The following is a 23,509-nucleotide window of genomic DNA, read 5'->3' on the forward strand; positions in this document are numbered from 1 at the left end:
AAGTTACCCGCACGTAGGGGGTGGGTCACTGGTGCGGACGTGTGATGCGGGACTCTTTTCTAAGCGCTTGCTCAGGATGGTCGCTCCCGTCCCCGCGACGCTCTCCGTGGTCCCGGCGGCCCTCCCCGTCGTCCCGGCCGTCCTCCCCGCCGTCCCCGTGCTCCGTGCCCGTCCGCTCGTCCGCCGTCGGCAGCAGATGCCGCCGTCTGCGGTGCTTGAGCATGGCCCAGGGCGCCCGTACCCCCGCGACCTCCGTGCCCGCCTGGGCCGCCGCCGCCGAGGCGGCCTTCGCCACCGTCAGCATGTCCTCGTCACGGGACGCGTCCAGATGGTCGGTCTCGGGCCACAGGCCCAGCACCGCGCAGAGCGTCGGCAGCATCGCCATCGCGGCGGTCGCGTACCCCTCCGCCGAAGGGTGGTAGTTGTCCGGACCGAACAGCTCCCGCGGATTCGCCGCGAACTCCGGGCCCAGCAGATCGCCCAGCGAGACCGTACGGCCGCCCTGCTCGACCGTGACGATCGTCTGCGCGGCGGCCAGCTGCCGGCTCACCCGGCGGGCCACCCAGCGCAGCGGCTGGTACACCGGCTCGATCGTGCCCAGGTCCGGGCAGGTGCCGACGACCACCTCCGCCCCCGTCGTCCGCAGCCGCCGTACCGCCGCCGCCAGACAGCGGACGGACTCGGTCGCGGCCATCCGGTGTGTGACGTCGTTCGCCCCGATCATGATCACGCAGACGTCCGGGGTGTGTGACGTCGCCGACAGCAGCTGGGTCACCTGCCGCTCCAGATCGTCCGACCGTGCCCCGGGCAGCGCCACGTTCCGCAGGTCCACCGGGCGCTCCGCGACCGCCGCCAGCCCCGACGCCAGCAGTGCCCCCGGGGTCTGCCCGGCCCGCCGCACCCCCTGGCCGGCCGCCGTGGAGTCGCCCAGCATGCCCATCCGCAGCGGTTCCGTATGCCCGAACGCCAGTCCGTACCAGCCGTCCCCGCGCGGCGGTACGGGGGCGGTCCCGCCGCCCACCGAGCGCTTCGCGAGCTGGACCTCGGCCAGCAGCACCCCGACGCCCGCCGCGCCCAGCAGCCCGATGCTGCCGCCGCCGTAGGCCGCGCCCGCGGCGATCCGCCGCGCCACCCTCGCCCTCGACACCGTCCGGGTCACCACCTTCCGTCTTCCCGTTCCGCCTCCGTGCGCGTACGCGTACCAGCTAACTGCCCCGTAAGGACCGTCGCCCAATCTCACCCGCGGGCGCATACGCTGGCCGGACCATCACGGAGACCCCGGAGACATACGGTGCAATTCCACGACTCGATGATCAGTCTGGTTGGCAATACCCCGCTGCTGAAGCTGACCAGCGTGACCGAAGGCATTCAGGCGACAGTCCTGGCCAAGGTCGAATACTTCAACCCCGGCGGTTCGGTGAAGGACCGGATCGCCCTGCGCATGATCGAGGCCGCGGAGGAGAGCGGGGAGCTGCGCCCCGGCGGCACGATCGTCGAGCCGACGAGCGGCAACACGGGCGTCGGGCTCGCCATCGTGGCCCAGCGGAAGGGCTACAAGTGCATCTTCGTCTGCCCGGACAAGGTCTCCACGGACAAGATCAATGTGCTGCGTGCGTACGGCGCCGAGGTCGTCGTCTGCCCCACGGCGGTCGACCCCGAGCACCCCGACTCGTACTACAACGTCTCCGACCGGCTGGTCCGGGAGACGCCCGGCGCCTGGAAGCCCGACCAGTACAGCAACCCGAACAACCCGCGCTCGCACTACGAGACCACCGGTCCCGAACTGTGGAAGCAGACGGACGGCCGGATCACCCACTTCGTCGCGGGCGTCGGCACGGGCGGCACCATCTCCGGCACCGGCCGCTTCCTCAAGGAGGCCAGTGACGGGCGGGTACGGATCGTCGGCGCCGACCCCGAGGGCTCGGTCTACTCCGGCGGCTCCGGACGGCCGTATCTGGTCGAGGGCGTCGGCGAGGACTTCTGGCCGACCGCGTACGACCGTACGGTGACGGACGAGATCGTCGCCGTGTCCGACAAGGACTCGTTCCAGATGACCCGGCGCCTCGCCAAGGAGGAGGGCCTGCTCGTCGGCGGCTCCTGCGGCATGGCGGTGGTCGCCGCGCTGAAGGTGGCGGAGGGGCTCGGGCCCGACGATGTCGTGGTCGTCCTGCTGCCGGACAGCGGCCGGGGCTACCTCAGCAAGATCTTCAACGACGAGTGGATGAACGACTACGGCTTCCTCGACCACAGCGGGGACGCGCCGCGCGTCGCGGACGTGCTCCAGCACAAGGCGGGCCCCATCCCGACCCTGGTGCACATGCACCCCGAGGAGACGGTCGGCGAGGCCATCGAGGTGCTGCGGGAGTACGGCGTCTCCCAGATGCCGATCGTGAAGCCGGGCGCCGGCCACCCGGACGTGATGGCCGCCGAGGTCATCGGCTCCGTGGTGGAGCGGGAGCTGCTCGACGCGCTCTTCACCCGGCGCGCCGCGCTCGGCGACCCGCTGGAGAAGCACATGTCGGCGCCGCTGCCGCAGGTCGGCTCCGGCGAACCGGTGGCCGATCTGATGGCGGTCCTGAGCGGCTCCGACGCGTCGGACGCGGCGATCGTGCTGGTGGAGGGCAAGCCGACCGGCGTCGTGAGCAGGCAGGATCTGCTCGCGTTCCTCTCGAAGGACGCGAAGTAGCCACGCGGAGGGGTTATCCGGCCACCGGACCCGCGGGTTCGCGAAAGTGGTACGAGCGCGACACGTCCGCGCAGCACCGCCTTAACACGCGTACGGCACATTGGTTGTTGTCGGCGTCAAGGACTTCCGGAGCGGCTCCCGGACCTCCATGGACGCCCGGACACGTCAGCCGGCCCTGACCCGGAGCGTGTCCCTCGCGGGGACCGCCGTCGTCCCGCCCCCCGGTAACGGGGGTGCGGCGGTCCCCGCGACTATCTTTTTCCGGCGCTCCAGTCCTCAGTCCTCCCAGTCCGAGGACTTCCGCCGCTCACGTTCCCGCTCGCGCTCCCGCTGTCCGGACCAGGGCCACGGCCGCGTCGAGGAGAACGCGTTCACCCCCACGATCCCCAGCCAGCAGACGAGCAGCCCGCCGATCCCGGCGTTGGCCACGGCGATCGCGGACAGCGGTATGGCGAGGATCAGCGAGATCACCGCGAACCCGAAGCGCTCGCCGAACCCCTCGGCGGCCGAACCGGGCGGCCGGTCCGGGCCGCGGGCCGCGAGCGTCTGCTGCTCCGCCAGCCTGCGCCGGACACGGCGGTCGATCGTCTGGTCGAGGCTCTCCTCGACCTTCTCCAGGAACGACTCGACGAGCGCGGGCTCGTACTCGGCCCCCAGGTCCCGTCGGGCCTGGAGCGTGGCGTCGAGTTCTTTCTTCAGCTCAGCGTCGCGGGCATCCATGCGGCAACGGTACGAAGCGGGGCGGGCCCGGGTCAGTGGGGCTAACCCCCGTCTTCGGTGGGGCCGTGGCCGTTGCCGTGGCCGTGGCTCCGGGCCAGCAGGTGTTCGAGCCGGTCGAAGCGCTCGTGCAGGGCGCGCAGTTCCCGGGCGGCGTCCGCCCGTCCCTCCCGCTCCACGTGTCCGAGAGCCGCCGCTGCCCGGCGCGCCCGGTGCGCGGCGCTGCCGACCAGCCAGGTGGCGAGGGAGGCCGTGACGACGCTGAAGACGGAGATCCCGACGAGCATCACGACACACGCGATGACGCGGCCGGGCACGGTCACCGGATACAGATCGCCGTATCCGACGGTCGTGGCGGTCTCGACGGACCACCACAGCGCGAGCGGGAACGAGGTGATGGTCGCGCGGGGCGCCCGGGCCTCGTACGGCACGATGATCCAGGAGCCGAGCAGCAGAACGAGCACGAAGGCCATCCCCGCCCCCGCCGCGGCCTTCACATGCAGCCGCCGCCACCGCTCGTTGCCCAGCAGCCTGCGCAGCACGAAGAGGGGCGACAGCGGAGCCATGGACCGAAACTAACCGGGACCGGCGGGGACGCCCGGCAGGACACACCCCGTACGACCGGCCCCGGCCCCGGCCTCAGGGCCGATAGCCTCGGGCGCATGTCCCGTCGCCCGCCCCTGCCACCGCCTCCACCGCCCGTGGAGCTGCGCTCCTGGCCCGGTCACGCGGCGATGCTCGCGGACCGGGCCGCGGTCCTGTCGGACCTGGGCCGGCGGAGTCTGGGCGGCGCCGCGCTGGCGGTGTTCTGGCTGCTCGTCGCGGGGGCGCAGCTCGGCTGGGGGGTGGTCGGACTGGCGCTGACCTCGGACTTCGCGGGACTGGCGCCGTTCGGCGTGCTGCTCAGGGCGGCCCTCGGGGCCATCGGCGTGGGCGTGATGGCGGCGCCCGTGATCATCCTCGGGCTCTCGGCCCGCCGGCAGCGCAGGACGCGGTCGCTGATGGACCAGTGGGCCGCGCTGGCGAGCGACCCGGCCGGCGCCCCGCGCTTGCGGATGGCCGGCGCGAGCCTGTCATGGCTGCTAACATCGTTCGCCTCGGGCACGGCCGGCCTCTGGCTCGCGCTCGTCGTACCGGCCACGGCCCGCGCGGGCGAGGACACGTACGGCGCAGTCGCCTACGCGATGGGCGCCGGCACCCTCCTCTGGCTCGCCGCCCTGACCGGCGCGGCGCGGGCGGTGAGGCACTACCGCTGGGCGATCCGGCTGTGAGGCGGACCGGGCCCCTCCGGGAGGACTTGTCGGATGCGGCGGTCGCGGCGGGCGTACCGCTCCACGACTGGACCCCATCGAGTTCCTGCCTGCACGCACCGCTAATCTCTGCCGAATGATCAGCCGCGTTCGTGTTCCGTTGCCGCCGCCTCCGCCGTCTCCGGAGGTGGTCGCATCACCGGACCAGGATCAGGACCCCGACCGCGACCAGGATCAGGGCCAGGACCACGGCCACGGCCAGGACCGTGACGCGCTGCTCGCCGACCGGACGGAGATTATGGCCGAGTTGGCCCGGCGTGGTCTCTCCGTCGGGCGGCTGGCGGTGCTTTGGCTGCTCGGGGCTGTCGGGGTGGCCGGTTGGGCGGCGGTGGGGCTGGCTGTGCGGAGTGTGGAGACCGGGGGGCTCGGGGTCCTGACCGGGCTGGTGTCGCTCGTGCTCGCGCTCGTGCTGCTGGTGCCGGCCGCGATCGGCGCCGGGAAGTGGCTCAACGGGGGGCGGGACGTACGGCAGCGGCTGGAGGCGTGGGCGGCGCTGGGCCGTGTCACCGATTCGGGGCTGCGGGTGCACGCGCGCTGTGTGGGCTGGCTGTTGCCGTCGGTGGCGCTGTGTCTGCTGGGGCTGGCGACCGTACTGCCGGCCTGTGTCGCGATCATGGACGCCACCGACGGCTCCGCCGACGCGGAATCGTTCACGCTCGGCGGGGTGACGTACTCGCTGGGGCTGGGCGCCACCGTACTGCTGACCGGGCTGCTGGGGCTGTTCCAGACCGTCGACCACCAGCTCTGGGCCGAGCGGCTGCTGCACCCGGTGCCGGTCCGCCGGGGCGGTGGCGCACACCGCTGAGACCGTTCCTACCGGGTCCGTCCTATCCTGAAGGGGAACGCATGCGCCATTCAGGGTTAAGGGGCGGCGGATGGACTGGCTTTGGTGGGTTTTTGTCTTCTTCATCGTCGGGGGCTTCGGCTGGATAGCCGATACGGGCCGGACCGCGCTCCGGACCCGCCACGAGCGGAGAATCGAACGCTTTGAGCTGGCGGAGCGGGAGCGCGAGCGAGAACGGCTGGCCCTTGAAGAGGCCAACAAGCAGCCGGAACCGGTCTGCGGCTGCTCGCACCACCTCGCCAAGCACGACCGCAAGGGCAAGTGCCATGAGGACATGGAGACGGCGGTCGAGTGGGACGAGGAGAAGAAGCCGCTGCGGTACGAGCGCAGGCAGTGCAACTGCCAGCAGTACGTGGGCCCGCAGCCGCTCTCCACGATCTACGCCGATGAACTGACCGACCTCGCCTGAGCCGTTCCGGCGGTTCTGTCGGGCCGGCTCACCGGATGGCCGAGCAGCATCGTCGGCGCGCCCGCGACCCGGGTGAGGAAGACCGTCGCCGCGTGCGGCCCCTTGAGTTTCATCCGGCGGCGCAGCTCCTCCGGCTCCACCGCGGAGCCGCGCTTCTTCACGGTCAGGACACCGACCTCGCGTTCACGCAGCAGCGCCTTCAAGCGCTTGAGGCTGAACGGCAGTTCGTCGGTGATCTCGTAGGCCGTCGCGTACGGAGTCTCGCGGGCCTCGTCGGCCGTGATGTACGCGATCGTCGCGTCGAGCAGTCCGCCGGCCAGTTCCTCTGCCACCTCGGCGACCAGATGCGCGCGGATGACGGCCCCGTCGGGCTCGTACAGATAGCGCCCGGCCGGCCGGACCGGCGGGTCGGGCAGACCGCGCCCGGTGAGGGTGACGGGCGCGGGGGTGAGCAGTGTCGCGCGGCGGGTGCCGGGGACGACGGCGGGGTGGTGCCAGAGCACGGCTTCCTTCACGTCGCCGCCGTCCGAGATCCACTCGGCCTCGAAGTCGTCGGGGACCAGCTCGTGCGGGATCCCCGGCGCGATCTTGACGGCGCCCGTACCGACGCGCCGTACCGCCTCGATCGCCCACGACAGCGGTGGTGAGTACGCCTCCGGGTTGAAGATCCTGCCCCGGCCGCCGCGCCGCGCGGGGTCGATGAAGAGGACCTCCGCGCCGGCCGTGTCGTACTTCCGCACATCGGCGCGCGTCACGGTCGCGGGCGGGCCGCCGGGCGCCAGGGTGCGCACATTGGTACGGGCGATCTCGCAGGTCAGCGGGTCGATGTCGACGGCGGTGACGGCGAATCCCGCGCGGGCCAGCTCAATGGCGTCGCCGCCGATCCCGCAGCACAGATCGGTGACGCGGACGGCCCGGCCGGGCGTCGCGCGGGTGAGCGCCACGAGGCGGGCGGCGCGGTGGGCGGCGACGCTGCTCCGGGTGGCCTGCTCGACGCCGTGGGGCGTGAAGTACATGCGGTACGCGTCGTCCGCGCCGAACTTCGCCACCGCGCGCTGCCGCAGCCGGGCCTGGGCCAGCGCGGCCGAGACGAGTTCGGCCGGGTGGTCGCGGCGCAGCCGGGTCGCCAGGGCGAGTTCCCCGGCCGGGTCGTGGTCCCGCAGCTCGGCGAGGAGGGCCTGCCCCTCGGCGGAGAGCAGCGGCGCGAGCAGCGGGCGCGCGGCCTCGGAGGGCGGCTCGGCGGGGCTGGGCGGGGAGGAGGGGGCGCGGTCGGTCACCCGGTCCATTGTGGGCCAGCCGGGGGACCGTGCGCGCCCGGCGGCGGTTCGCCCGCGCGCGGGCGCCGCGCGCTGACAGGATGCGGCGCCATGCAACTAGTACGACAAAACGAAGAAATGACCACAAAGGGTACGGGTGAGGCCAAGGCTCGGACCCGTCGAGCCACGCGTGGACCCCTCCGTGGAGCCATCCGTGGCGCGTCCCGCCGCCGTACCGGCAACCGGGTGCGCATCGCGCTGGCGGTGCTCACGGCCGCCGCCATCGGCTCCGGCTGCGCCACCGGCTCCGGCGAACCCGCCGGGCCGCCCGCCCCGCCGCCCGCCAGGCCCGTACCGGGAGCGCTGCACGGCGGCCCGCCGGCCGAGGGCGCCGGTGGTCCCGCCAACGCGCCCGCCGCGCCCGCGAACGCCGAGGCCGTACGGAAGGCGCAGGCCGCGCGGGCCGTCGCGGCGAAGAAGTGGGGGCTGGACAAGACCCCCCTGGCCGCGCCCGCGCCGCCCGCGGTCAAGCCGGAGATCACCAACCGCAAGGGCTTCGAGATCGCGAACGAGGAGGAGGGCGAGAACCTCCCGCCGGTCTTCACCACCGTCCCGGTCAAGGACCGCGTCGTCTTCCTGACGATTGACGACGGCATCGACAAGGACCCCGAGCTGCTGCGGATGATGACCGAGCTGAAGATCCCGTACACGGCCTTCCTCAGCGACTACGTCATCAACGACAACTACGGCTACTTCAAGCAGATGCAGGACCGGGGCGTCGCCCTCCAGAACCACACGCTCAACCACCCGTATCTGCCCGGCCTGTCGTACGAGGAGCAGCGGCGCGAGATCTGCGACCAGCAGGACAAGATCGAGAAGCGGTACGGGAAGCGCCCCACGCTCTTCCGGCCGCCCTTCGGCAACTACAACGGCGACACGCTGCGCGCCGCCAAGACCTGCGGGGTGAAGGCCGTACCGCTGTGGACGGCCGAGGCGTACCCCGACCGGATGGAGTGGCGCGAGTGGGACGAGGACCTGCACCCCGGTGACATCGTCCTCACCCACTTCCGGGGGCCCGCCGACTGGAAGGCGACCATGCCCGACCTGGTCAGGGCCGCGATGAAGCGCATCACGGACAAGGGATACGCGGTGGCCCGGCTGGAGGACTACGTCTGATCCGCCCGGATCGGCCCCGCTCCCCGTACCGCTCCTCGTACTGCTCCCCGTACCGCTCCGCGCACCCGGAACCTCTGGCTCCGGGTGCGCGTTCCCGTTACGGCGCGCATGCCTCGATTGGCACTCCGCTTGACCGAGTGCTAATCGCGGTCATAGTCTCTGTTCTGGCACTCCCCACTGGAGAGTGCCAAGCGCGATCGACAGATCCGGCACCCGCGACGACGGGTCTATCCGGTCGCCACCCAGACAGCTAGCACCGAGATCTCCGAAGGGGGAGGTCGGATCGTGACGACCGCCAGCACCAAGGTTGCCATCAAGCCGCTCGAGGACCGCATTGTGGTCCAGCCGCTCGACGCCGAGCAGACCACGGCCTCTGGCCTGGTCATCCCGGACACTGCCAAGGAGAAGCCCCAGGAGGGCGTCGTCCTGGCCGTGGGCCCGGGCCGTTTCGAGAACGGCGAGCGTCTCCCGCTCGACGTTTCCGTCGGCGATGTCGTTCTGTACAGCAAGTACGGCGGCACCGAAGTGAAGTACAGCGGCGAGGAGTACCTCGTCCTCTCGGCTCGCGACGTACTCGCGATCATCGAGAAGTAATTCACCGAAAGTTTTGCTTTTGAGCTGCGCCCTCGGCCACCCAGCGATCGCCGGGCGGACGGGGGCGCAGTTCATGCGAGAGGACGAGAGAAGCAGCCATGGCGAAGATCCTGAAGTTCGACGAGGACGCCCGTCGCGCCCTTGAGCGCGGCGTCAACAAGCTTGCCGACACGGTGAAGGTGACGATCGGCCCCAAGGGCCGCAACGTCGTCATCGACAAGAAGTTCGGCGCCCCCACCATCACCAACGACGGTGTCACCATCGCCCGCGAGGTCGAGCTGGACGACCCGTACGAGAACCTGGGCGCCCAGCTCGTGAAGGAGGTGGCGACCAAGACCAACGACATCGCGGGTGACGGCACCACCACCGCCACCGTGCTGGCCCAGGCGCTGGTCCGCGAGGGTCTGCGCAATGTCGCCGCGGGTGCTTCCCCGGCCTCTCTGAAGAAGGGCATCGACGCCGCGGTCAAGGCCGTGTCGGACGAACTGCTCGCCACCGCCCGCCCGATCGACGACAAGTCGGACATCGCCGCCGTCGCCGCGCTCTCCGCGCAGGACGACCAGGTCGGCGAGCTGATCGCCGAGGCGATGGACAAGGTCGGCAAGGACGGTGTCATCACCGTCGAGGAGTCCAACACCTTCGGTCTGGAGCTGGACTTCACCGAGGGCATGGCCTTCGACAAGGGCTACCTCTCGCCGTACATGGTGACCGACCAGGAGCGTATGGAGGCCGTCCTCGACGACCCGTACATCCTGATCCACCAGGGCAAGATCGGCTCGATCCAGGACCTGCTGCCGCTGCTGGAGAAGGTCATCCAGGGCGGTGGCTCCAAGCCGCTGCTGATCATCGCCGAGGATGTCGAGGGCGAGGCGCTCTCCACCCTCGTCGTCAACAAGATCCGCGGCACCTTCAACGCGGTCGCGGTCAAGGCCCCCGGCTTCGGCGACCGCCGCAAGGCCATGCTCGGTGACATCGCCACCCTCACGGGCGCGACCGTCATCGCCGAGGAGGTCGGCCTCAAGCTCGACCAGGCCGGTCTGGACGTCCTGGGCTCCGCCCGCCGCGTCACCGTCACCAAGGACGACACGACCATCGTCGACGGCTCCGGTGCCGCCGACGAGATCGCCGGCCGTGTCAACCAGATCAAGGCCGAGATCGAGACCACGGACTCCGACTGGGACCGCGAGAAGCTCCAGGAGCGCCTCGCGAAGCTGGCCGGCGGCGTGTGCGTGATCAAGGTCGGCGCCGCCACCGAGGTGGAGCTGAAGGAGAAGAAGCACCGTCTGGAGGACGCCATCTCCGCGACCCGCGCCGCGGTCGAGGAGGGCATCGTCTCCGGTGGTGGCTCCGCCCTGGTGCACGCCGCCAAGGTGCTGGAGGGCAACCTCGGCAAGGAGGGCGACGAGGCCACCGGTGTCGCGGTCGTCCGCCGCGCCGTCGTCGAGCCGCTGCGCTGGATCGCCGAGAACGCCGGTCTCGAGGGCTACGTCATCACCTCCAAGGTGTCGGAGCTGGAGAAGGGCCACGGCTTCAACGCGGCCACCGGCGAGTACGTCGACCTGGTGAAGGCCGGCGTCATCGACCCGGTCAAGGTCACGCGCTCCGCCCTGGAGAACGCCGCCTCCATCGCCTCCCTGCTGCTCACGACCGAGACCCTGGTCGTCGAGAAGCCGGCCGAGGAAGAGGCCGACGCCGGCCACGGCGGCCACGGCCACAGCCACTGAGCAGTTCCCCGCGGCGCAGCGTGCCGCCGTACGACGGCCCGGTACCCCTCTTCAGGGGGTGCCGGGCCGTCCGCGTCAGCGCGGGCCGTACTTGCGGCCCGTCTTCGACGTGATGCCGCCGAGCAGCCCGCGCGGCGCCAGCTTCACCGCTCCCATCAGCGCCTTGTACCGGGGGTCCGGCACCGACACCACCTTGCCGCGCGCCAGGTCGGTGAGCGCCGCCGCCACCAGCTTGTCGGCGTCCAGCCACATCCAGTCCGGGATGTTGTCCGTGCCCATCCCGGCCCGCTCGTGGAACTCGGTCCGTACGAAACCGGGGCAGAGCGCCATCAGCCGTACCCCCGTACCGGCCAGATCCCGTGCCGCCCCCTGGGTGAACTGGACGACCCACGACTTCGACGCGCCGTACGTACCGCGCGGCAGGAACGCCGCCACCGACGCGACATTGACGACCCCGCCCCGGCCGCGCGCCCGCATCCCCGTGACCGCCGCCGAGGTCAGCCGCAGCACCGCCTCGCAGTGCACCTTCAGCATCGTCAGCTCGTCGGCCATCGAGACTTCGAGGAAGCGCCCCTTGTTGCCGAACCCCGCGTTGTTGACCAGCAGATCGACCTGGTGCTTGCGGTCCGCGAGCCGTTTCTCGACCGACTCGATACCGCCATCGGTGGCGAGATCGGCGGTCAGCACCTCGGCCTCGATGCCGTGCCGGTCGTGCAGTTCGGTGGCCTGCTCGCGCAGACGCTCGGTGTCGCGGGCCACCAGCACGAGGTTGCGGCCGTCCGCCGCCAGCCGTCGCGCGAAGGCGGCACCGATGCCCGCCGTCGAGCCCGTAATCAGAGCAGTCGTCATACGCGGCACGTTAGTGCCTACCTCGGTACGCCTGATGTGAATGTTCCGTAGGGGGACGACCGCCACGAGCCCGCGCGAGCCGCCGACCCCGCGAGCCTGTTACCCCGCTACCCGCGCGCCCCGCCCTGCGTCCGCAGCCCGGCCACGTACTCCCGCGCGATCCGCAGCTCCTCGGCGTGCAGCGCCTCCCCGGCGGCCAGTACCCGGGGCAGCAGCTCCCGTTCGGTCGTCACCGCGCGGAACGCCATCCCCACCGTCACCTCGTGCCCGGGCCGGTGGATGATCTCGATCGGGTCGCCCGCGCGGATCTCGCCGGGGGTGATGACCCGCAGATACGCCCCGGTCACCGCCTGCCGGGTGAAGCGTCCGACCCACCCCTCCTCGCCCAGCCAGCTCTGGAACGTACGGCAGGGCATCCGTCCGCTGGTCGTCTCCAGCACCACCTCGGAGCCGATCAGCCAGCGCTCCCCGATCTTCGCGCCGGTGATGTCGAGACCGGACGTGGTCAGGTTCTCGCCGAAGACGCCGTTGGGCAGCGGCCGGCCCAGCTCCCGTTCCCAGAAGTCCAGATCCTCCCGGGCGAACGCGTACACCGCCTGATCGGTCCCGCCGTGATGGCGCCGGTCGCAGACCGCGTCACCGGCGACTCCGCCGCCGCCCGTGCCCTTCGGCCCCGGATCCGCCACCCGGACGGGGCCGTCCACCGGCCGCTTGTCGATTCCGGTGGCACCGCCCGGCGCGTCGCTGTACTCGACGGTCCTGGGCCCGCCCACGTTCACGGTCAGAAGCTTCATGCGGGCACGCTAGCCGGGACGCCGGGGGACACCGGATGAAGGAACGTTTCTTCACTCTCCTGAACGCGCGCTCGGGGCGTCGGGTGCCGCCGACGCGGTGATCAGCCGGGTGCGCGCCCGGCCCATCAGCTCCTCGCGCTCGTCCTCGGTCAGCCCGCCCCACACGCCGTACGGCTCCCGTACCGCCAGCGCGTGCGCCGCGCACTCCGCGCGGACCGGGCAGCGCATGCACACCTCTTTCGCCGAGTTCTCGCGCGCGCTGCGCGCCGCGCCTCTTTCACCCTCCGGGTGGAAGAAGAGAGAGCTGTCCACACCACGACATGCCGCGAGGAGCTGCCAGTCCCACAGATCGGCGTTCGGTCCGGGAAGGCGGGAGAAATCTGCCATTGCTCATGTCCCCTTGAAACCGTGCTGAGGCGGATACGGCGGATACGGGCTCGCTCACGACCGTACATCCAATATGTAAGTAGATGTAAATATGACTGATGGTAAATCTACCCACAGACACCAGCGAAAGTGAAGAAAAGCCTCTAAATGGGGCATGCCTCGGATGGGGGACGGTGGCATGCGGGGTCGCTCTGCTCCGTGTACGCCCCCTCACGCGGAGTGCGGAACTCGATCGTCCAACCCGTAACTCTTTCGAGTGACCATCGTTGAGTGTGCGAGGCGGTTGAGGGAATGAGCGATCGGGCACATGTCCGAGAGCGTCAATCGCACAGGTGACGATATGTACCAGCCTGGAGGCTCAAGGTGACGCGCATCAGCTGCGGAGGACGGTCATGACATCCGTCCTCGTCTGCGACGACTCCCCGCTTGCCCGAGAGGCGCTCCGCCGCGCGGTCGCGACCGTGCCCGGTGTCGAGCGCGTGACGACCGCGGCCAACGGCGAGGAAGTCCTCCGCCGCTGGGGCGCGGATCGGTCCGATCTGATTCTCATGGATGTCCGGATGCCCGGACTCGGAGGAGTGGAGACGGTCCGCCGGCTGCTCTCCGCCGACCCCGGCGCCCGGATCATCATGCTCACGGTCGCGGAGGATCTGGACGGCGTCGCGCTCGCGGTCGCCGCCGGGGCCCGGGGCTATCTGCACAAGGACGCCTCCCGCGCCGAGCTGCGCGCGACCGTCACCCAGGCGCTCGCCGATCCGACCTGGCGTCTCGCGCCGCGCCGGCTCCGCTCCGCCGAGATGGGCGCCGCGCCCACCCTCACGGCGCGCGAGATCCAGGTACTCGAAGGCATGAGCCACGGCCGCTCGAACGCGGAGATCGGCCGCGAGCTGTTCCTCTCGGAGGACACGGTCAAGACGCACGCCCGGCGGCTCTTCAAGAAGCTCGGCGCGTCCGACCGGGCACACGCCGTGGCGCTCGGCTTCCGCTGGGGTCTGGTCCGCTGACCTCGCGCTTCGTGCGCCCCCGCCCGCCGTGAGGCGGGCGGGGCGACCCGGCCGACGGGGGCGACGTACGCCCGTACACACTCGTTTCCCGCGCTATGCCGCATCCTTGGAGATGTGGAGTTCCTCGGGGACGAGTCGGACGAGCGCGAGGGGAGGGCGCCGGGAATGAGTTCTGCCGCACCCGCTCATAACGCTTCGGTGCACAACTACGGACGCGGCGCCGCCGATCAGCAGCCGCCAAGGCACCATGGACCGATGCGCGAAGACGAGCCCACGGTGATCGGTGCGCTCGTTCACCGTGCCGTCGACGGCGACGAACGGGCGACACACGATCTGCTGGCGCGGGTCCACCCGCTCGCGCTGCGCTACTGCCGTACGCGGCTGAGCCGGCTGCCGGGTGACGCTCGCCACTTTGTGGAGGATCTCGCACAGGAGGTCTGCGTCGCCGTACTGATGGCCCTGCCGCGCTACCGCGACACCGGCCGCCCCTTCGAGGCGTTCGTCTTCGCCATCGCCGGGCACAAGGTCGCCGACCTCCAGCGGGCCGCCATGCGGCACCCGGGTTCGACGGCGGTGCCCTCCGACGAGATGCCCGAGCGGCCCGACGACTCGCTCGGCCCCGAGGAGCGCGCGCTGCTCAGCAGCGACGCGGAATGGGCCAAGCAGCTCCTCGCCAACCTCCCCGACAACCAGCGTGAGCTGCTCGTTCTACGGGTCGCGGTGGGGCTCACGGCCGAGGAGACCGGGCAGATGCTCGGGATGTCACCGGGCGCGGTACGGGTCGCCCAGCACCGTGCGCTGAGCAGACTGCGGGCCCTGGCCGGGCAGTGACCGACGCTGGCGCGGCGGCCCGGTGAGGGCGGCCGGCCGGCGCCGGAACGGCGTCCGCTGAACGCGGGGCGCGGGCGTCTACGTATGAACATACGAAGCCGATCGGTGATCTTGTTCGTGGAATGAGAGGCTCGCGGAGCCCGTTAGCATGGACATCCGCACCGATCAAGGTCATTTGGGGAAGGTGTCATGACTGCAAACGTCGACGGAGTGCCCGAGAAATTCGCGACGCTCGGGCTGACATACGACGACGTGCTGCTGCTGCCTGGCGCCTCGGAAGTCCTGCCGAACCAGGTGGACACCGCGTCGCTGGTCTCCCGCAACGTCCGGGTGAACATCCCGCTGCTCTCCGCCGCGATGGACAAGGTCACCGAGTCCCGCATGGCGATCGCCATGGCCCGTCAGGGCGGCGTCGGGGTGCTGCACCGCAATCTCTCCATCGCCGACCAGGCCAACCAGGTCGACCTGGTGAAGCGCTCCGAGTCCGGCATGGTCACCGACCCGATCACCGTCCACCCGGACGCGACGCTCGGCGAGGCAGACCAGCTCTGCGCCAAGTTCCGGATCAGCGGTGTCCCGGTCACCGACCGCGCGGGCAAGCTGCTCGGCATCGTCACCAACCGCGACATGGCCTTCGAGGCGGACCGCGGGCGCCAGGTGCGCGAGGTCATGACCCCGATGCCGCTCGTCACCGGCAAGGTCGGCATCTCCGGCGTGGACGCCATGGAGCTGCTGCGCCGCCACAAGATCGAGAAGCTGCCGCTGGTCGACGACGCGGGCATCCTCAAGGGCCTCATCACGGTCAAGGACTTCGTCAAGGCCGAGAAGTACCCGAACGCGGCCAAGGACGCCGAGGGCAGGCTGCTCGTCGGCGCCGCCGTGGGCGCCAGCCCCGAGGCGCTGGAGCGGTCCCAGGCGCTGGTCGCGGCCGGTGTCGACTTCCTCGTCGTGGACACCTCGCACGGCCACAACAGCAACGCGCTGAGCTGGATGTCCAAGATCAAGTCGAGCGTCCCGGTCGACATCATCGGCGGCAACGTCGCCACCCGCGACGGCGCCCAGGCGCTGATCGACGCGGGCGTGGACGGCGTGAAGGTGGGCGTCGGCCCCGGCTCGATCTGCACCACCCGCGTGGTCGCCGGTATCGGCGTTCCCCAGGTCACGGCGATCTACGAGGCCGCGGCGGCCTGTCTCTCGGCCGGTATCCCGGTCATCGGCGACGGTGGCCTCCAGTACTCGGGCGACATCGGCAAGGCGCTCGCCGCCGGTGCCAGCACGGTGATGCTCGGCAGCCTGCTCGCGGGCTGCGAGGAGTCGCCGGGCGAGCTCCAGTTCATCAACGGCAAGCAGTTCAAGTCCTACCGGGGCATGGGCTCGCTGGGCGCGATGCAGTCCCGGGGCCAGGGCCGCTCGTACTCGAAGGACCGTTACTTCCAGGCCGAGGTCTCCGCGGACGACAAGCTCGTCCCGGAAGGCATCGAGGGCCAGGTGCCCTACCGCGGCCCCCTCTCCGCCGTACTGCACCAGCTCGTCGGCGGACTCCGCCAGACCATGGGGTACGTGGGCGCCGCCTCCATCGACGAGATGGAGCGCAAGGGCCGCTTCGTCCGGATCACCTCGGCGGGTCTCAAGGAGAGCCACCCGCACGACATCCAGATGACGGTCGAGGCGCCGAACTACACCCGGGGCTGAGCCCCGACGGGCCCGCGGGCTCCGCGGCCTGCGGGTGACGGACCCCGCGGGCGCCGAGTGGTGGCCGGGCGTCGGGGATACTGGGACGGCAGACGTAGACGGAAAGGCCACATATCGTGACTGAGATCGAGATCGGGCGCGGCAAGCGCGGCCGCAGGGCGTACGCGTTCGACGACATCGCCGTCGTCCCGAGCCGGCGCACCCGGGACCCGAAGGAGGTCTCGATCGCCTGGCAGATCGACGCCTACCGGTTCGAGCTGCCGTTCCTGGCCGCCCCGATGGACTCGGTGGTCTCCCCGCGGACCGCGATCCGTATCGGCGAGATGGGCGGTCTGGGCGTACTGAACCTGGAGGGCCTGTGGACCCGGTACGAGGACCCGCAGCCGCTGCTCGACGAGATCGCCGGTCTTGACGAGGAGACCGCCAACCGCAGGCTCCAGGAGATCTACGCCGAGCCGATCAAGGAAGAGCTGATCGGGCAGCGCATCAAGGAGGTGCGCGACTCGGGCGTGGTCACGGCCGCGGCCCTGTCGCCGCAGCGCACCGCGCAGTTCTCCAAGGCCGTGGTGGACGCCGGGGTCGACATCTTCGTCATCCGCGGTACGACGGTCTCCGCCGAGCATGTCTCCGGCGCGGCCGAGCCGCTGAACCTCAAGCAGTTCATCTACGAGCTGGATGTCCCGGTCATCGTCGGCGGCTGCGCCACGTACACCGCGGCCCTGCATCTGATGCGTACGGGCGCGGCGGGCGTGCTGGTCGGCTTCGGCGGCGGCGCGGCGCACACCACCCGTAACGTGCTGGGCATCCAGGTGCCGATGGCGACCGCCGTCGCGGATGTCGCGGCGGCCCGCCGCGACTACATGGACGAGTCCGGCGGCCGGTATGTGCATGTCATCGCGGACGGCGGTGTCGGCTGGTCCGGCGACCTGCCCAAGGCGATCGCCTGCGGCGCGGACTCCGTGATGATCGGCTCCCCGCTGGCGCGCGCCTCGGACGCGCCGGGCCAGGGGCGGCACTGGGGCATGGAGGCCGTTCACGAGGACGTGCCGCGCGGCAAGCTGGTGGACCTGGGCATCGCCGGGACGACCGAGGAGGTCCTGACGGGCCCCTCGCACAGCCCCGACGGGTCGATGAACTTCTTCGGCGCGCTGCGGCGGGCCATGGCGACGACCGGCTACAGCGAACTCAAGGAGTTCCAGCGGGTCGAGGTCACGGTGGCGGACTCGCAGCACCGCCGCTGACGTACCGCTGTTCGTGCCAGGAAAATGGCCGCCTCTGTACAGAGGCGGCCATTTTCGTTTTCCGCGCTCTCAGAGGCGGTGGGCCGTGCCGGTCGGGCTCGCTCCCCGGGTGTCGAGGAGCAGTTGTGCCTTGACGGCCAGACCCTGGAGGTCGTAGGTGCGGTGGTTCTGGAGCAGGACCGTCAGATCGGCGTGGGCGGCGGCCTCGTAGAGGGAGTCCACGCGCGGGACGGGCAGCTCCCGTACGCGCCAGTGGGGGACGTACGGGTCGTGGTAGCTGACGGCGGCGCCCAGGTCCATCAGCCGGCGGGCGATCTCGGTGGCCGGCGCGCTCTCGCGGTCGGCCAGATCGGGCTTGTAGGTGACCCCGAGGAGCAGGACGCGGGCGCCGCGCGCGGACTTGCCGTGCTCGTTGAGAAGGGCGGCGCAGCGCTGGATGACGTACTGCGGCATCCGGGAGTTGATCTCCTGGGCGAGGCCGACCATACGCAGCGGGTGGCCCGGGGTGCGGCCCGCGTGCGGCAGACAGCTGGGGTCCATCGGTACGCCGTGGCCGCCGACGCCGGGTCCGGGCCGGAACGCCTGGAAGCCGAAGGGCTTGGTCTCGGCGCAGCGGATGACGTCCCAGAGGTCGACGCCGAGGTCGTGGCAGAGGACGGCCATCTCGTTGACGAGCGCGATGTTGACATGCCGGAAGTTGGTTTCGAGGAGCTTGACGGTCTCGGCCTCGCGGGGGCCCCTGGCCCGTACGACCTTGTCGGTGAGGCGGCCGTAGAAGGCGGCGGCGGCTTCGGTGCAGGCGGGGGTGAGGCCGCCGATCACCTTGGGGGTGTTGGCGAGGCCGTGGGTGCGGTTGCCGGGGTCGTGGCGGCCGGGGGAGTACGCGAGGTGGAAGTCGCGGCCGGCGCGCAGGCCGGAGCCCTCTTCGAGGAGGGTGCGCAGGAATCCCTCCGTCGTACCGGGCGCGGCGGGTGACTCCAGCAGCACGGTGGTGTGCGGGCGCAGCCGGGCGGCGAGGGCGCGGGCGGCGTCGCCGAGCGCGGTGAGGTCGGGGGTGCCGTCGGCGCCGAGGGGAGTGGGGGCGCAGATCACGGCGGTACGGACCCGGCCCAGCTCGGTGGTGTCGGTGGTGGGGCGGAAGCCTCCGGAGAGCATCCGGCGGACGTCGGAGGCGGTGAGCGGTCCGTCGGCCGGGGTGTGGCCGGCGGCGAGTTCCGCGACGGGGCGTGGGTCGGTGTCGTATCCGATGGTGCGGACACCGGCGGCCACGGCGGCCTGGGCGAGGGGGAGGCCGAGATGGCCGAGTCCGATGACGGCGAGATCTGCGGGCATGGCGGTGGCCGCGTCCTTCCCTGGCCGGAGCTGATGGTGCGCGCGAGCCCGGAGGACAGAAATGAGCGGGCGCAATGTCAGACTAGGCGTAAATATGACCGTTATGTGGCATCGCGCGGCCGGAGAAGTACGAGGAAGTGCGTGGAGTGCGTGGAGTACGCGGAGTGCGCGGCGGTGTGTGGAGTGCGCGGCGGTGCGCGGATCGGGTGGGGCGGGAGTTATCCACAGCCGGTGGCTGAAGTCGCGGACTGCGGACAGAATCGATCTGTGAGCCCGACCACGCGGGGGACGACGGGAGGCAGCGGTGAGGACAGCGACACTGGGACCGGCGGAGCGCGCCCGCGCGCTGGCGGCGATGACCGAACGGGAACTCGACGTGCTGGTGGTGGGCGCGGGAGTGGTCGGGGCGGGCACCGCCCTCGACGCCGTGACCCGAGGGCTGGCGACCGGACTGGTCGAGGCGCGCGACTGGGCGGCCGGCACGTCGAGCCGGTCGAGCAAACTGATCCACGGCGGTCTGCGCTATCTGGAGATGCTTGACTTCGCGCTGGTCAGAGAGGCGCTCAAGGAACGCGGGCTGCTGCTGGAGAAGCTGGCTCCCCATCTGGTGAAGCCCGTGCCGTTCCTCTACCCGCTCAAGCACAAGGGCTGGGAGCGCCTCTACGCCGGCTCGGGCGTCGCGCTGTACGACGCGATGTCCGTGTCGTCCGGGCATGGCCGGGGGCTGCCGGTCCACCGCCATCTCTCCCGGCGGCACGCGCTGAAGGTCGCGCCCTGCCTGAAGAAGGACGCCCTGGTCGGCGCCTTGCAGTACTACGACGCGCAGATGGACGACGCGCGCTATGTGGCCACCCTCGTCCGCACGGCCGCCACCTACGGCGCGCAGGTCGCCAACGGGGCCCGGGTCGTCGGATTCCTGCGGGAGGGCGAGCGGGTCGTCGGCGCGCGCGTCCGCGACGTGGAGGCCGGCGGGGAGTACGAGATCCGCGCCAGACAGGTCGTCAACGCCACCGGGGTGTGGACGGACGACACCCAGGGACTCATCGCCGAGCGCGGACAGTTCCATGTCCGGGCGTCCAAAGGCATCCATCTGGTCGTACCGAAGGACCGGATCCACTCCACCACCGGGCTGATCCTGCGGACCGAGAAATCGGTGCTGTTCGTCATTCCCTGGGGCCGCCACTGGATCGTGGGCACCACCGACACCGACTGGGACCTGGACAAGGCCCATCCCGCCGCCTCCAGCGCCGACATCGACTATCTGCTGGAGCATGTGAACTCGGTGCTGTCCGTGCCGCTCACCCGGGACGATGTGCAGGGGGTGTACGCGGGGCTGCGCCCGCTGCTCGCCGGGGAGTCGGACGCGACCAGCAAGCTGTCCCGGGAGCACACGGTCGCGCACCCGGTGCCCGGCATGGTGGTCATCGCCGGAGGCAAGTACACGACCTACCGGGTGATGGCCAAGGACGCGGTGGACGAGGCGGTGCACGGCCTCGACCAGCGGGTGGCCGACTGTGTCACGGAGGACGTGCCGCTGCTCGGCGCCGAGGGGTACCACGCGCTGTGGAACGGACGGGCGGGGATGGCGGCCCGGACCGGCATCCATGTGGCCCGCGTCGAGCATCTGCTGAACCGCTACGGCACCCTGGTGGAAGAGCTGCTGGAGCTGATCGCCGGGGATCCGGGGCTCGGCGAGCCGCTGGCCGGCGCGGACGACTATCTGCGCGCCGAGGTCGTCTACGCGGCGTCGCACGAGGGCGCGCGCCATCTGGAGGACGTCCTCACCCGGCGGACCCGGATCTCGATCGAGACCTTCGACCGGGGGACGCGCAGCGCCCGGGAGTGCGCGGAGCTGATGGCTCCCGTGCTCGGCTGGGACACGGACCAGATCGAGCGCGAAGTGACCCACTACGAGAAGCGGGTGGAGGCGGAGAGGGAGTCGCAGCGGCAGCCGGACGACCAGACGGCGGACGCGGCGCGGCTGGGCGCGCCGGACATCGTGCCCATCTGACACGCCGTCGGCGGGGGTACGGAGGCGGGCCCGGCCGGGGTGGCGCCCGGTCGCGCCCGGGGGTCCGGACGCCGGCCCCGGGCGGCGCGCTCTTGAACCGGGGGCCGGGGGCGTACGTATAGAGGTCGGACAGGGCCGGGCGGCGGCCGGGGGCGGGAGGACGGCCGGAGCCGGGGAGCCGGTTCGGTGTGCCCTGAACCGGCGTGCGGGTGGCTGGTGATGGGTGGGTGTCAGCGGAAGACATATGCCTTTCTCTGCCTCATGCGTCACACCCATCACACCCGTAACGCACCCGGATCGCGTGTACTTGTGCCGAGTTCGAACGGACGCATGACCTGCGCGGGGTCCGTTCCGGCCCGGGGGAGTGGCATGGTGGGGGTCCCTCGGGCGGGCGCCGTCCCGGCGGCGGCGGACCCGGGAGCAGTGGCCTTCCCGGAGTGAGGGACAATGAAGGCTCTGCCAGGGCGCGTTACGGCACCGCGCGGCGGCGGGCGCGGGCCAGGATCAGGGATCGCAGAGGGGACGCATGTCGGAGTCGAAGCAGTCGCGGGACACGGCGCAGGAGCCTCAGCGGGAGACGGCGGACAGCCCCCGCCCGGAGCCGGCGGAGAGCCCTCTGCCGGAGCCGGCGAAGAGCGCCGACGCCGCCCCGGAAGGCCGCCTCCTCGCGGGCAGGTACCGGCTCGGCGAGGTGCTCGGGCGCGGTGGCATGGGCACGGTGTGGCGGGCCCTCGACGAGACGCTCGGCCGTACGGTCGCGGTGAAGGAACTCCGCTTCCCCTCCAGCATCGACGAGGACGAGAAGCGCCGGCTCATCACGCGCACGCTGCGCGAGGCCAAGGCGATCGCCCGGATCCGCAACAACGGCGCGGTCACGGTCTTCGACGTGGTGGACGAGGACGACCGGCCCTGGATCGTCATGGAGCTGATCGAGGGCAAGTCCCTGGCCGAAGCGATCCGTGAGGACGGCCTTCTGACGCCCCGGCGGGCCGCCGAGGTCGGGCTCGCGATCCTCGACGTGCTGCGCTCGGCGCACCGCGAGGGCATCCTGCACCGCGATGTGAAGCCGTCCAATGTGCTGATCGCCGAGGACGGCCGGGTCGTCCTCACGGACTTCGGCATCGCCCAGGTCGAGGGCGACCCGTCGGTCACCTCGACCGGCATGCTCGTCGGCGCCCCCTCGTACATCTCCCCGGAGCGCGCCCGCGGTCACAAGCCCGGCCCCGCCGCCGACCTCTGGTCGCTCGGCGGGCTGCTGTACGCGTCGGTCGAGGGCTGCCCGCCGTACGACAAGGGCTCCGCCATCGCCACACTGACGGCGGTCATGACCGAGCCGGTCGATCCGCCGAAGAACGCGGGCGCGCTGGAAGAGGTCATCTACGGGCTGCTCGCCAAGGATCCCGCGCAGCGGCTCGACGACGCGGGCGCCCGCGCGCTCCTGGAGGACATCATCGAGGCGCCGGAGGGCGCGCCGGAGCCCGCGCCCGACGCCACCCGCGCCATCCCGCTGCCGCCCCCGCCTCCCGGGCCCGTCGTGTCCTCGGCCTCGCGCGTGCCGCGCGGCCCCGGAGCCGCGCAGCCCATGGCCGGCGGCGGGTCCGTACCCCAGCCCGCCGGACCGGACCGGACCGCCGAGCGGCGGGCGTCGCTCACGGATGTGGTGCCCCGGCGCACGCTGGTGATCATCGCGGTCGTGGCGGCGCTGGCGCTCATCACCACCGTGCTGGTCGTCGCGCTGAACGGGGACGGTGACAGCCCGTCCGGTTCGGCCAAGGGCGGGGACGGTACGACGGCCTCCGCCGGGACCAAGGCCGACAGCTCCAAGGAGCCCGCGACCGGCAAGAACACGGACGGCGACGACAAGGACGCCGCCACGGCGGCGACCGGCCAGGGCGCCGCGGGCTCCGAGGCCGTCACCGACAACGCCTCCTCGGACGGCTCCGGTGACACTTCCGATGACGACAGCGAGTCGGGCAAGGGCAAGGACAAGGGTTCGGACGACAGCGGGGACAAGAGCGACGACGACGCGGACGACGCCGGGCTGCCCGACGGCTATGTCACGGTCGTCGACACGCAGTTCCACTTCTCGATGGCGATGCCCAAGGAGTTCCGCAAGACCGGCATAGCCGGCAGCAACTCCGGCGGCATATACAGCGAGAACGGCGGCTTCCCCCGCGTCCAGGGCGACTACACCAGCACCCCGACCGATGACGCCGTGGCGGCCTGGACGGGCCAGGAACCGTCCGTCAAGAGCAGCAGTGGCGGCTACAAGCGGCTCAGCCTGGAGAAGGCCGACTACAACGGCTATCCCACCGTCGCCGACTGGCTGTTCGAGCGGAATCAGAACGGCGAGCGCGTACGGGTCCTCAACCGGGGCTTCAAGGCGGACGCCACCCACGGCTACTCGATCATGGTCAGCTGCAAGGCGAGCGAGTGGGACGAGGACGAGTGCCGGACGCTGCGCGAGACCGCCTTCGCCACGTTCCGGCCGAAGGACTGAGGACCGCGGGGGTCGGGGGACTGACGCGGCGGCAGGATCCGAGCCGAGCGGGAGCCCGCCCGGACGTATGGGTTCCGGCCGGTGGGGGCAGGAGTGGAGTGGTACGGATTCGAACGTTCCGGGGCGGGTTGTCGCGACCCGGCTCCACGTTC

At 71.3% G+C, this 23,509-nt stretch carries 21 protein-coding genes; 13 read left to right on the forward strand and 8 right to left on the reverse strand.

The window, feature by feature from the left end:
- Positions 1–25 precede the first annotated feature (25 nt).
- Positions 26–1,132, reverse strand: coding sequence for an SGNH/GDSL hydrolase family protein (locus DVK44_RS21250; RefSeq protein ID WP_114661086.1), 1,107 nt, complete (start codon positions 1,130–1,132; stop codon positions 26–28).
- 159 nt (positions 1,133–1,291) lie between these two features.
- Here DVK44_RS21250 and DVK44_RS21255 point away from each other — a divergent pair, with 159 nt between their 5' ends.
- Positions 1,292–2,686 carry a cystathionine beta-synthase gene (locus DVK44_RS21255; RefSeq protein WP_114661087.1) on the forward strand — a complete coding sequence of 465 codons (1,395 nt, stop codon included), beginning with the start codon at positions 1,292–1,294 and terminating at the stop codon, positions 2,684–2,686.
- A gap of 276 nt (positions 2,687–2,962) precedes the next feature.
- On the opposite strand, the gene DVK44_RS21260 is transcribed toward DVK44_RS21255, so the two are convergent.
- Positions 2,963–3,406, reverse strand: a complete 444-nt coding sequence (locus DVK44_RS21260; RefSeq protein WP_114661088.1) for a hypothetical protein — start codon at positions 3,404–3,406, stop codon at positions 2,963–2,965.
- A gap of 41 nt (positions 3,407–3,447) precedes the next feature.
- Positions 3,448–3,969: a potassium channel family protein gene (locus tag DVK44_RS21265; protein WP_114661089.1), complete on the reverse strand. Its 522-nt coding sequence runs from the start codon at positions 3,967–3,969 to the stop codon at positions 3,448–3,450.
- Between the two features lie 96 nt (positions 3,970–4,065).
- Between DVK44_RS21265 and DVK44_RS21270 the strand changes: the two genes are divergently transcribed.
- The 3 genes from DVK44_RS21270 to DVK44_RS21280 all read left to right on the forward strand — a co-directional run bounded on the left by DVK44_RS21270 (position 4,066) and on the right by DVK44_RS21280 (position 5,966).
- Positions 4,066–4,674 (forward strand): hypothetical protein, encoded by a 609-nt coding sequence (locus DVK44_RS21270; RefSeq protein WP_114661090.1) that lies wholly within the window; start codon positions 4,066–4,068, stop codon positions 4,672–4,674.
- A gap of 166 nt (positions 4,675–4,840) precedes the next feature.
- Positions 4,841–5,518, forward strand: coding sequence for a hypothetical protein (locus tag DVK44_RS21275; protein ID WP_114661091.1), 678 nt, complete (start codon positions 4,841–4,843; stop codon positions 5,516–5,518).
- 70 nt (positions 5,519–5,588) lie between these two features.
- On the forward strand, positions 5,589–5,966 hold the full coding sequence (locus DVK44_RS21280) for a hypothetical protein (RefSeq protein ID WP_114661092.1): 378 nt from the start codon (positions 5,589–5,591) through the stop codon (positions 5,964–5,966).
- On the opposite strand, the gene DVK44_RS21285 is transcribed toward DVK44_RS21280, so the two are convergent.
- On the reverse strand, positions 5,936–7,252 hold the full coding sequence (locus DVK44_RS21285) for a class I SAM-dependent methyltransferase (RefSeq protein WP_114661093.1): 1,317 nt from the start codon (positions 7,250–7,252) through the stop codon (positions 5,936–5,938). The two genes, DVK44_RS21280 and DVK44_RS21285, sit on opposite strands and share 31 nt — an antisense overlap.
- 81 nt (positions 7,253–7,333) lie before the next feature.
- On the opposite strand from DVK44_RS21285, the gene DVK44_RS21290 reads away from it, so the two are divergent.
- The 3 genes from DVK44_RS21290 to groL all read left to right on the forward strand — a co-directional run bounded on the left by DVK44_RS21290 (position 7,334) and on the right by groL (position 10,716).
- A complete protein-coding gene (locus DVK44_RS21290) occupies positions 7,334–8,398 on the forward strand; it encodes a polysaccharide deacetylase family protein (protein ID WP_408055340.1) in 1,065 nt (354 codons plus the stop codon).
- Positions 8,399–8,683: 285 nt separating this feature from the next.
- Entirely contained in the window at positions 8,684–8,992 is a 309-nt protein-coding gene (gene groES / locus DVK44_RS21295; protein ID WP_023539274.1) for a co-chaperone GroES, read from the forward strand.
- Between the two features lie 98 nt (positions 8,993–9,090).
- Complete coding sequence (gene groL, locus DVK44_RS21300; RefSeq protein WP_114661095.1) at positions 9,091–10,716, forward strand: chaperonin GroEL; 1,626 nt, start codon at positions 9,091–9,093, stop codon at positions 10,714–10,716.
- A 75-nt stretch (positions 10,717–10,791) separates the two neighbouring features.
- On the opposite strand, the gene DVK44_RS21305 is transcribed toward groL, so the two are convergent.
- The 3 genes from DVK44_RS21305 to DVK44_RS21315 form a co-directional block, all read right to left on the reverse strand.
- Positions 10,792–11,565 (reverse strand): SDR family NAD(P)-dependent oxidoreductase, encoded by a 774-nt coding sequence (locus tag DVK44_RS21305; protein WP_114661096.1) that lies wholly within the window; start codon positions 11,563–11,565, stop codon positions 10,792–10,794.
- 107 nt (positions 11,566–11,672) lie between these two features.
- Positions 11,673–12,359 carry an MOSC domain-containing protein gene (locus tag DVK44_RS21310; protein ID WP_114661097.1) on the reverse strand — a complete coding sequence of 229 codons (687 nt, stop codon included), beginning with the start codon at positions 12,357–12,359 and terminating at the stop codon, positions 11,673–11,675.
- A 51-nt stretch (positions 12,360–12,410) separates the two neighbouring features.
- Complete coding sequence (locus DVK44_RS21315; RefSeq protein WP_114661098.1) at positions 12,411–12,746, reverse strand: WhiB family transcriptional regulator; 336 nt, start codon at positions 12,744–12,746, stop codon at positions 12,411–12,413.
- A gap of 392 nt (positions 12,747–13,138) precedes the next feature.
- Between DVK44_RS21315 and DVK44_RS21320 the strand changes: the two genes are divergently transcribed.
- From DVK44_RS21320 to DVK44_RS21335, 4 genes are all read left to right on the forward strand, one after another.
- Positions 13,139–13,750, forward strand: coding sequence for a response regulator transcription factor (locus tag DVK44_RS21320; protein ID WP_003948568.1), 612 nt, complete (start codon positions 13,139–13,141; stop codon positions 13,748–13,750).
- A 255-nt stretch (positions 13,751–14,005) separates the two neighbouring features.
- Positions 14,006–14,581, forward strand: a complete 576-nt coding sequence (locus DVK44_RS21325; protein ID WP_114661099.1) for a sigma-70 family RNA polymerase sigma factor — start codon at positions 14,006–14,008, stop codon at positions 14,579–14,581.
- 189 nt (positions 14,582–14,770) lie between these two features.
- A complete protein-coding gene (gene guaB / locus DVK44_RS21330; RefSeq protein WP_114661100.1) occupies positions 14,771–16,273 on the forward strand; it encodes an IMP dehydrogenase in 1,503 nt (500 codons plus the stop codon).
- Positions 16,274–16,389: 116 nt separating this feature from the next.
- Positions 16,390–17,514 carry a GuaB3 family IMP dehydrogenase-related protein gene (locus DVK44_RS21335; RefSeq protein WP_114661101.1) on the forward strand — a complete coding sequence of 375 codons (1,125 nt, stop codon included), beginning with the start codon at positions 16,390–16,392 and terminating at the stop codon, positions 17,512–17,514.
- A 69-nt stretch (positions 17,515–17,583) separates the two neighbouring features.
- On the opposite strand, the gene DVK44_RS21340 is transcribed toward DVK44_RS21335, so the two are convergent.
- Positions 17,584–18,846: a nucleotide sugar dehydrogenase gene (locus tag DVK44_RS21340; protein ID WP_114661102.1), complete on the reverse strand. Its 1,263-nt coding sequence runs from the start codon at positions 18,844–18,846 to the stop codon at positions 17,584–17,586.
- A 304-nt stretch (positions 18,847–19,150) separates the two neighbouring features.
- Here DVK44_RS21340 and DVK44_RS21345 point away from each other — a divergent pair, with 304 nt between their 5' ends.
- The gene (locus DVK44_RS21345) at positions 19,151–20,857 is read left to right on the forward strand and encodes a glycerol-3-phosphate dehydrogenase/oxidase (protein WP_114661103.1); all 1,707 of its coding nucleotides are present in this window, start codon (positions 19,151–19,153) and stop codon (positions 20,855–20,857) included.
- A gap of 526 nt (positions 20,858–21,383) precedes the next feature.
- Positions 21,384–23,357 (forward strand): serine/threonine-protein kinase, encoded by a 1,974-nt coding sequence (locus DVK44_RS21350; protein WP_114661104.1) that lies wholly within the window; start codon positions 21,384–21,386, stop codon positions 23,355–23,357.
- The last annotated feature ends 152 nt before the right edge of the window (positions 23,358–23,509 follow it).

The sequence above is a fragment of the Streptomyces paludis genome, assembly GCF_003344965.1.
GTDB classification, from domain to species: Bacteria; Actinomycetota; Actinomycetes; order Streptomycetales; family Streptomycetaceae; genus Streptomyces; species Streptomyces paludis.

Excerpts from the sequence above, each read along its gene's own strand:
- DVK44_RS21320 (WP_003948568.1), top strand. The coding sequence starts at position 13,139 with ATGACATCCGTCCTCGTCTGCGACGACTCCCCGCTTGCCCGAGAGGCG.
- DVK44_RS21350 (WP_114661104.1), top strand. The coding sequence starts at position 21,384 with ATGTCGGAGTCGAAGCAGTCGCGGGACACGGCGCAGGAGCCTCAGCGG.
- DVK44_RS21305 (WP_114661096.1), bottom strand. The coding sequence starts at position 11,565 with ATGACGACTGCTCTGATTACGGGCTCGACGGCGGGCATCGGTGCCGCC.
- DVK44_RS21260 (WP_114661088.1), bottom strand. The coding sequence starts at position 3,406 with ATGGATGCCCGCGACGCTGAGCTGAAGAAAGAACTCGACGCCACGCTC.
- DVK44_RS21325 (WP_114661099.1), top strand. The coding sequence starts at position 14,006 with ATGCGCGAAGACGAGCCCACGGTGATCGGTGCGCTCGTTCACCGTGCC.
- DVK44_RS21315 (WP_114661098.1), bottom strand. The coding sequence starts at position 12,746 with ATGGCAGATTTCTCCCGCCTTCCCGGACCGAACGCCGATCTGTGGGAC.
- DVK44_RS21285 (WP_114661093.1), bottom strand. The coding sequence starts at position 7,252 with ATGGACCGGGTGACCGACCGCGCCCCCTCCTCCCCGCCCAGCCCCGCC.
- DVK44_RS21265 (WP_114661089.1), bottom strand. The coding sequence starts at position 3,969 with ATGGCTCCGCTGTCGCCCCTCTTCGTGCTGCGCAGGCTGCTGGGCAAC.
- DVK44_RS21280 (WP_114661092.1), top strand. The coding sequence starts at position 5,589 with ATGGACTGGCTTTGGTGGGTTTTTGTCTTCTTCATCGTCGGGGGCTTC.
- guaB (WP_114661100.1), top strand. The coding sequence starts at position 14,771 with ATGACTGCAAACGTCGACGGAGTGCCCGAGAAATTCGCGACGCTCGGG.
- DVK44_RS21340 (WP_114661102.1), bottom strand. The coding sequence starts at position 18,846 with ATGCCCGCAGATCTCGCCGTCATCGGACTCGGCCATCTCGGCCTCCCC.
- DVK44_RS21290 (WP_408055340.1), top strand. The coding sequence starts at position 7,334 with ATGCAACTAGTACGACAAAACGAAGAAATGACCACAAAGGGTACGGGT.
- DVK44_RS21270 (WP_114661090.1), top strand. The coding sequence starts at position 4,066 with ATGTCCCGTCGCCCGCCCCTGCCACCGCCTCCACCGCCCGTGGAGCTG.
- DVK44_RS21310 (WP_114661097.1), bottom strand. The coding sequence starts at position 12,359 with ATGAAGCTTCTGACCGTGAACGTGGGCGGGCCCAGGACCGTCGAGTAC.
- groL (WP_114661095.1), top strand. The coding sequence starts at position 9,091 with ATGGCGAAGATCCTGAAGTTCGACGAGGACGCCCGTCGCGCCCTTGAG.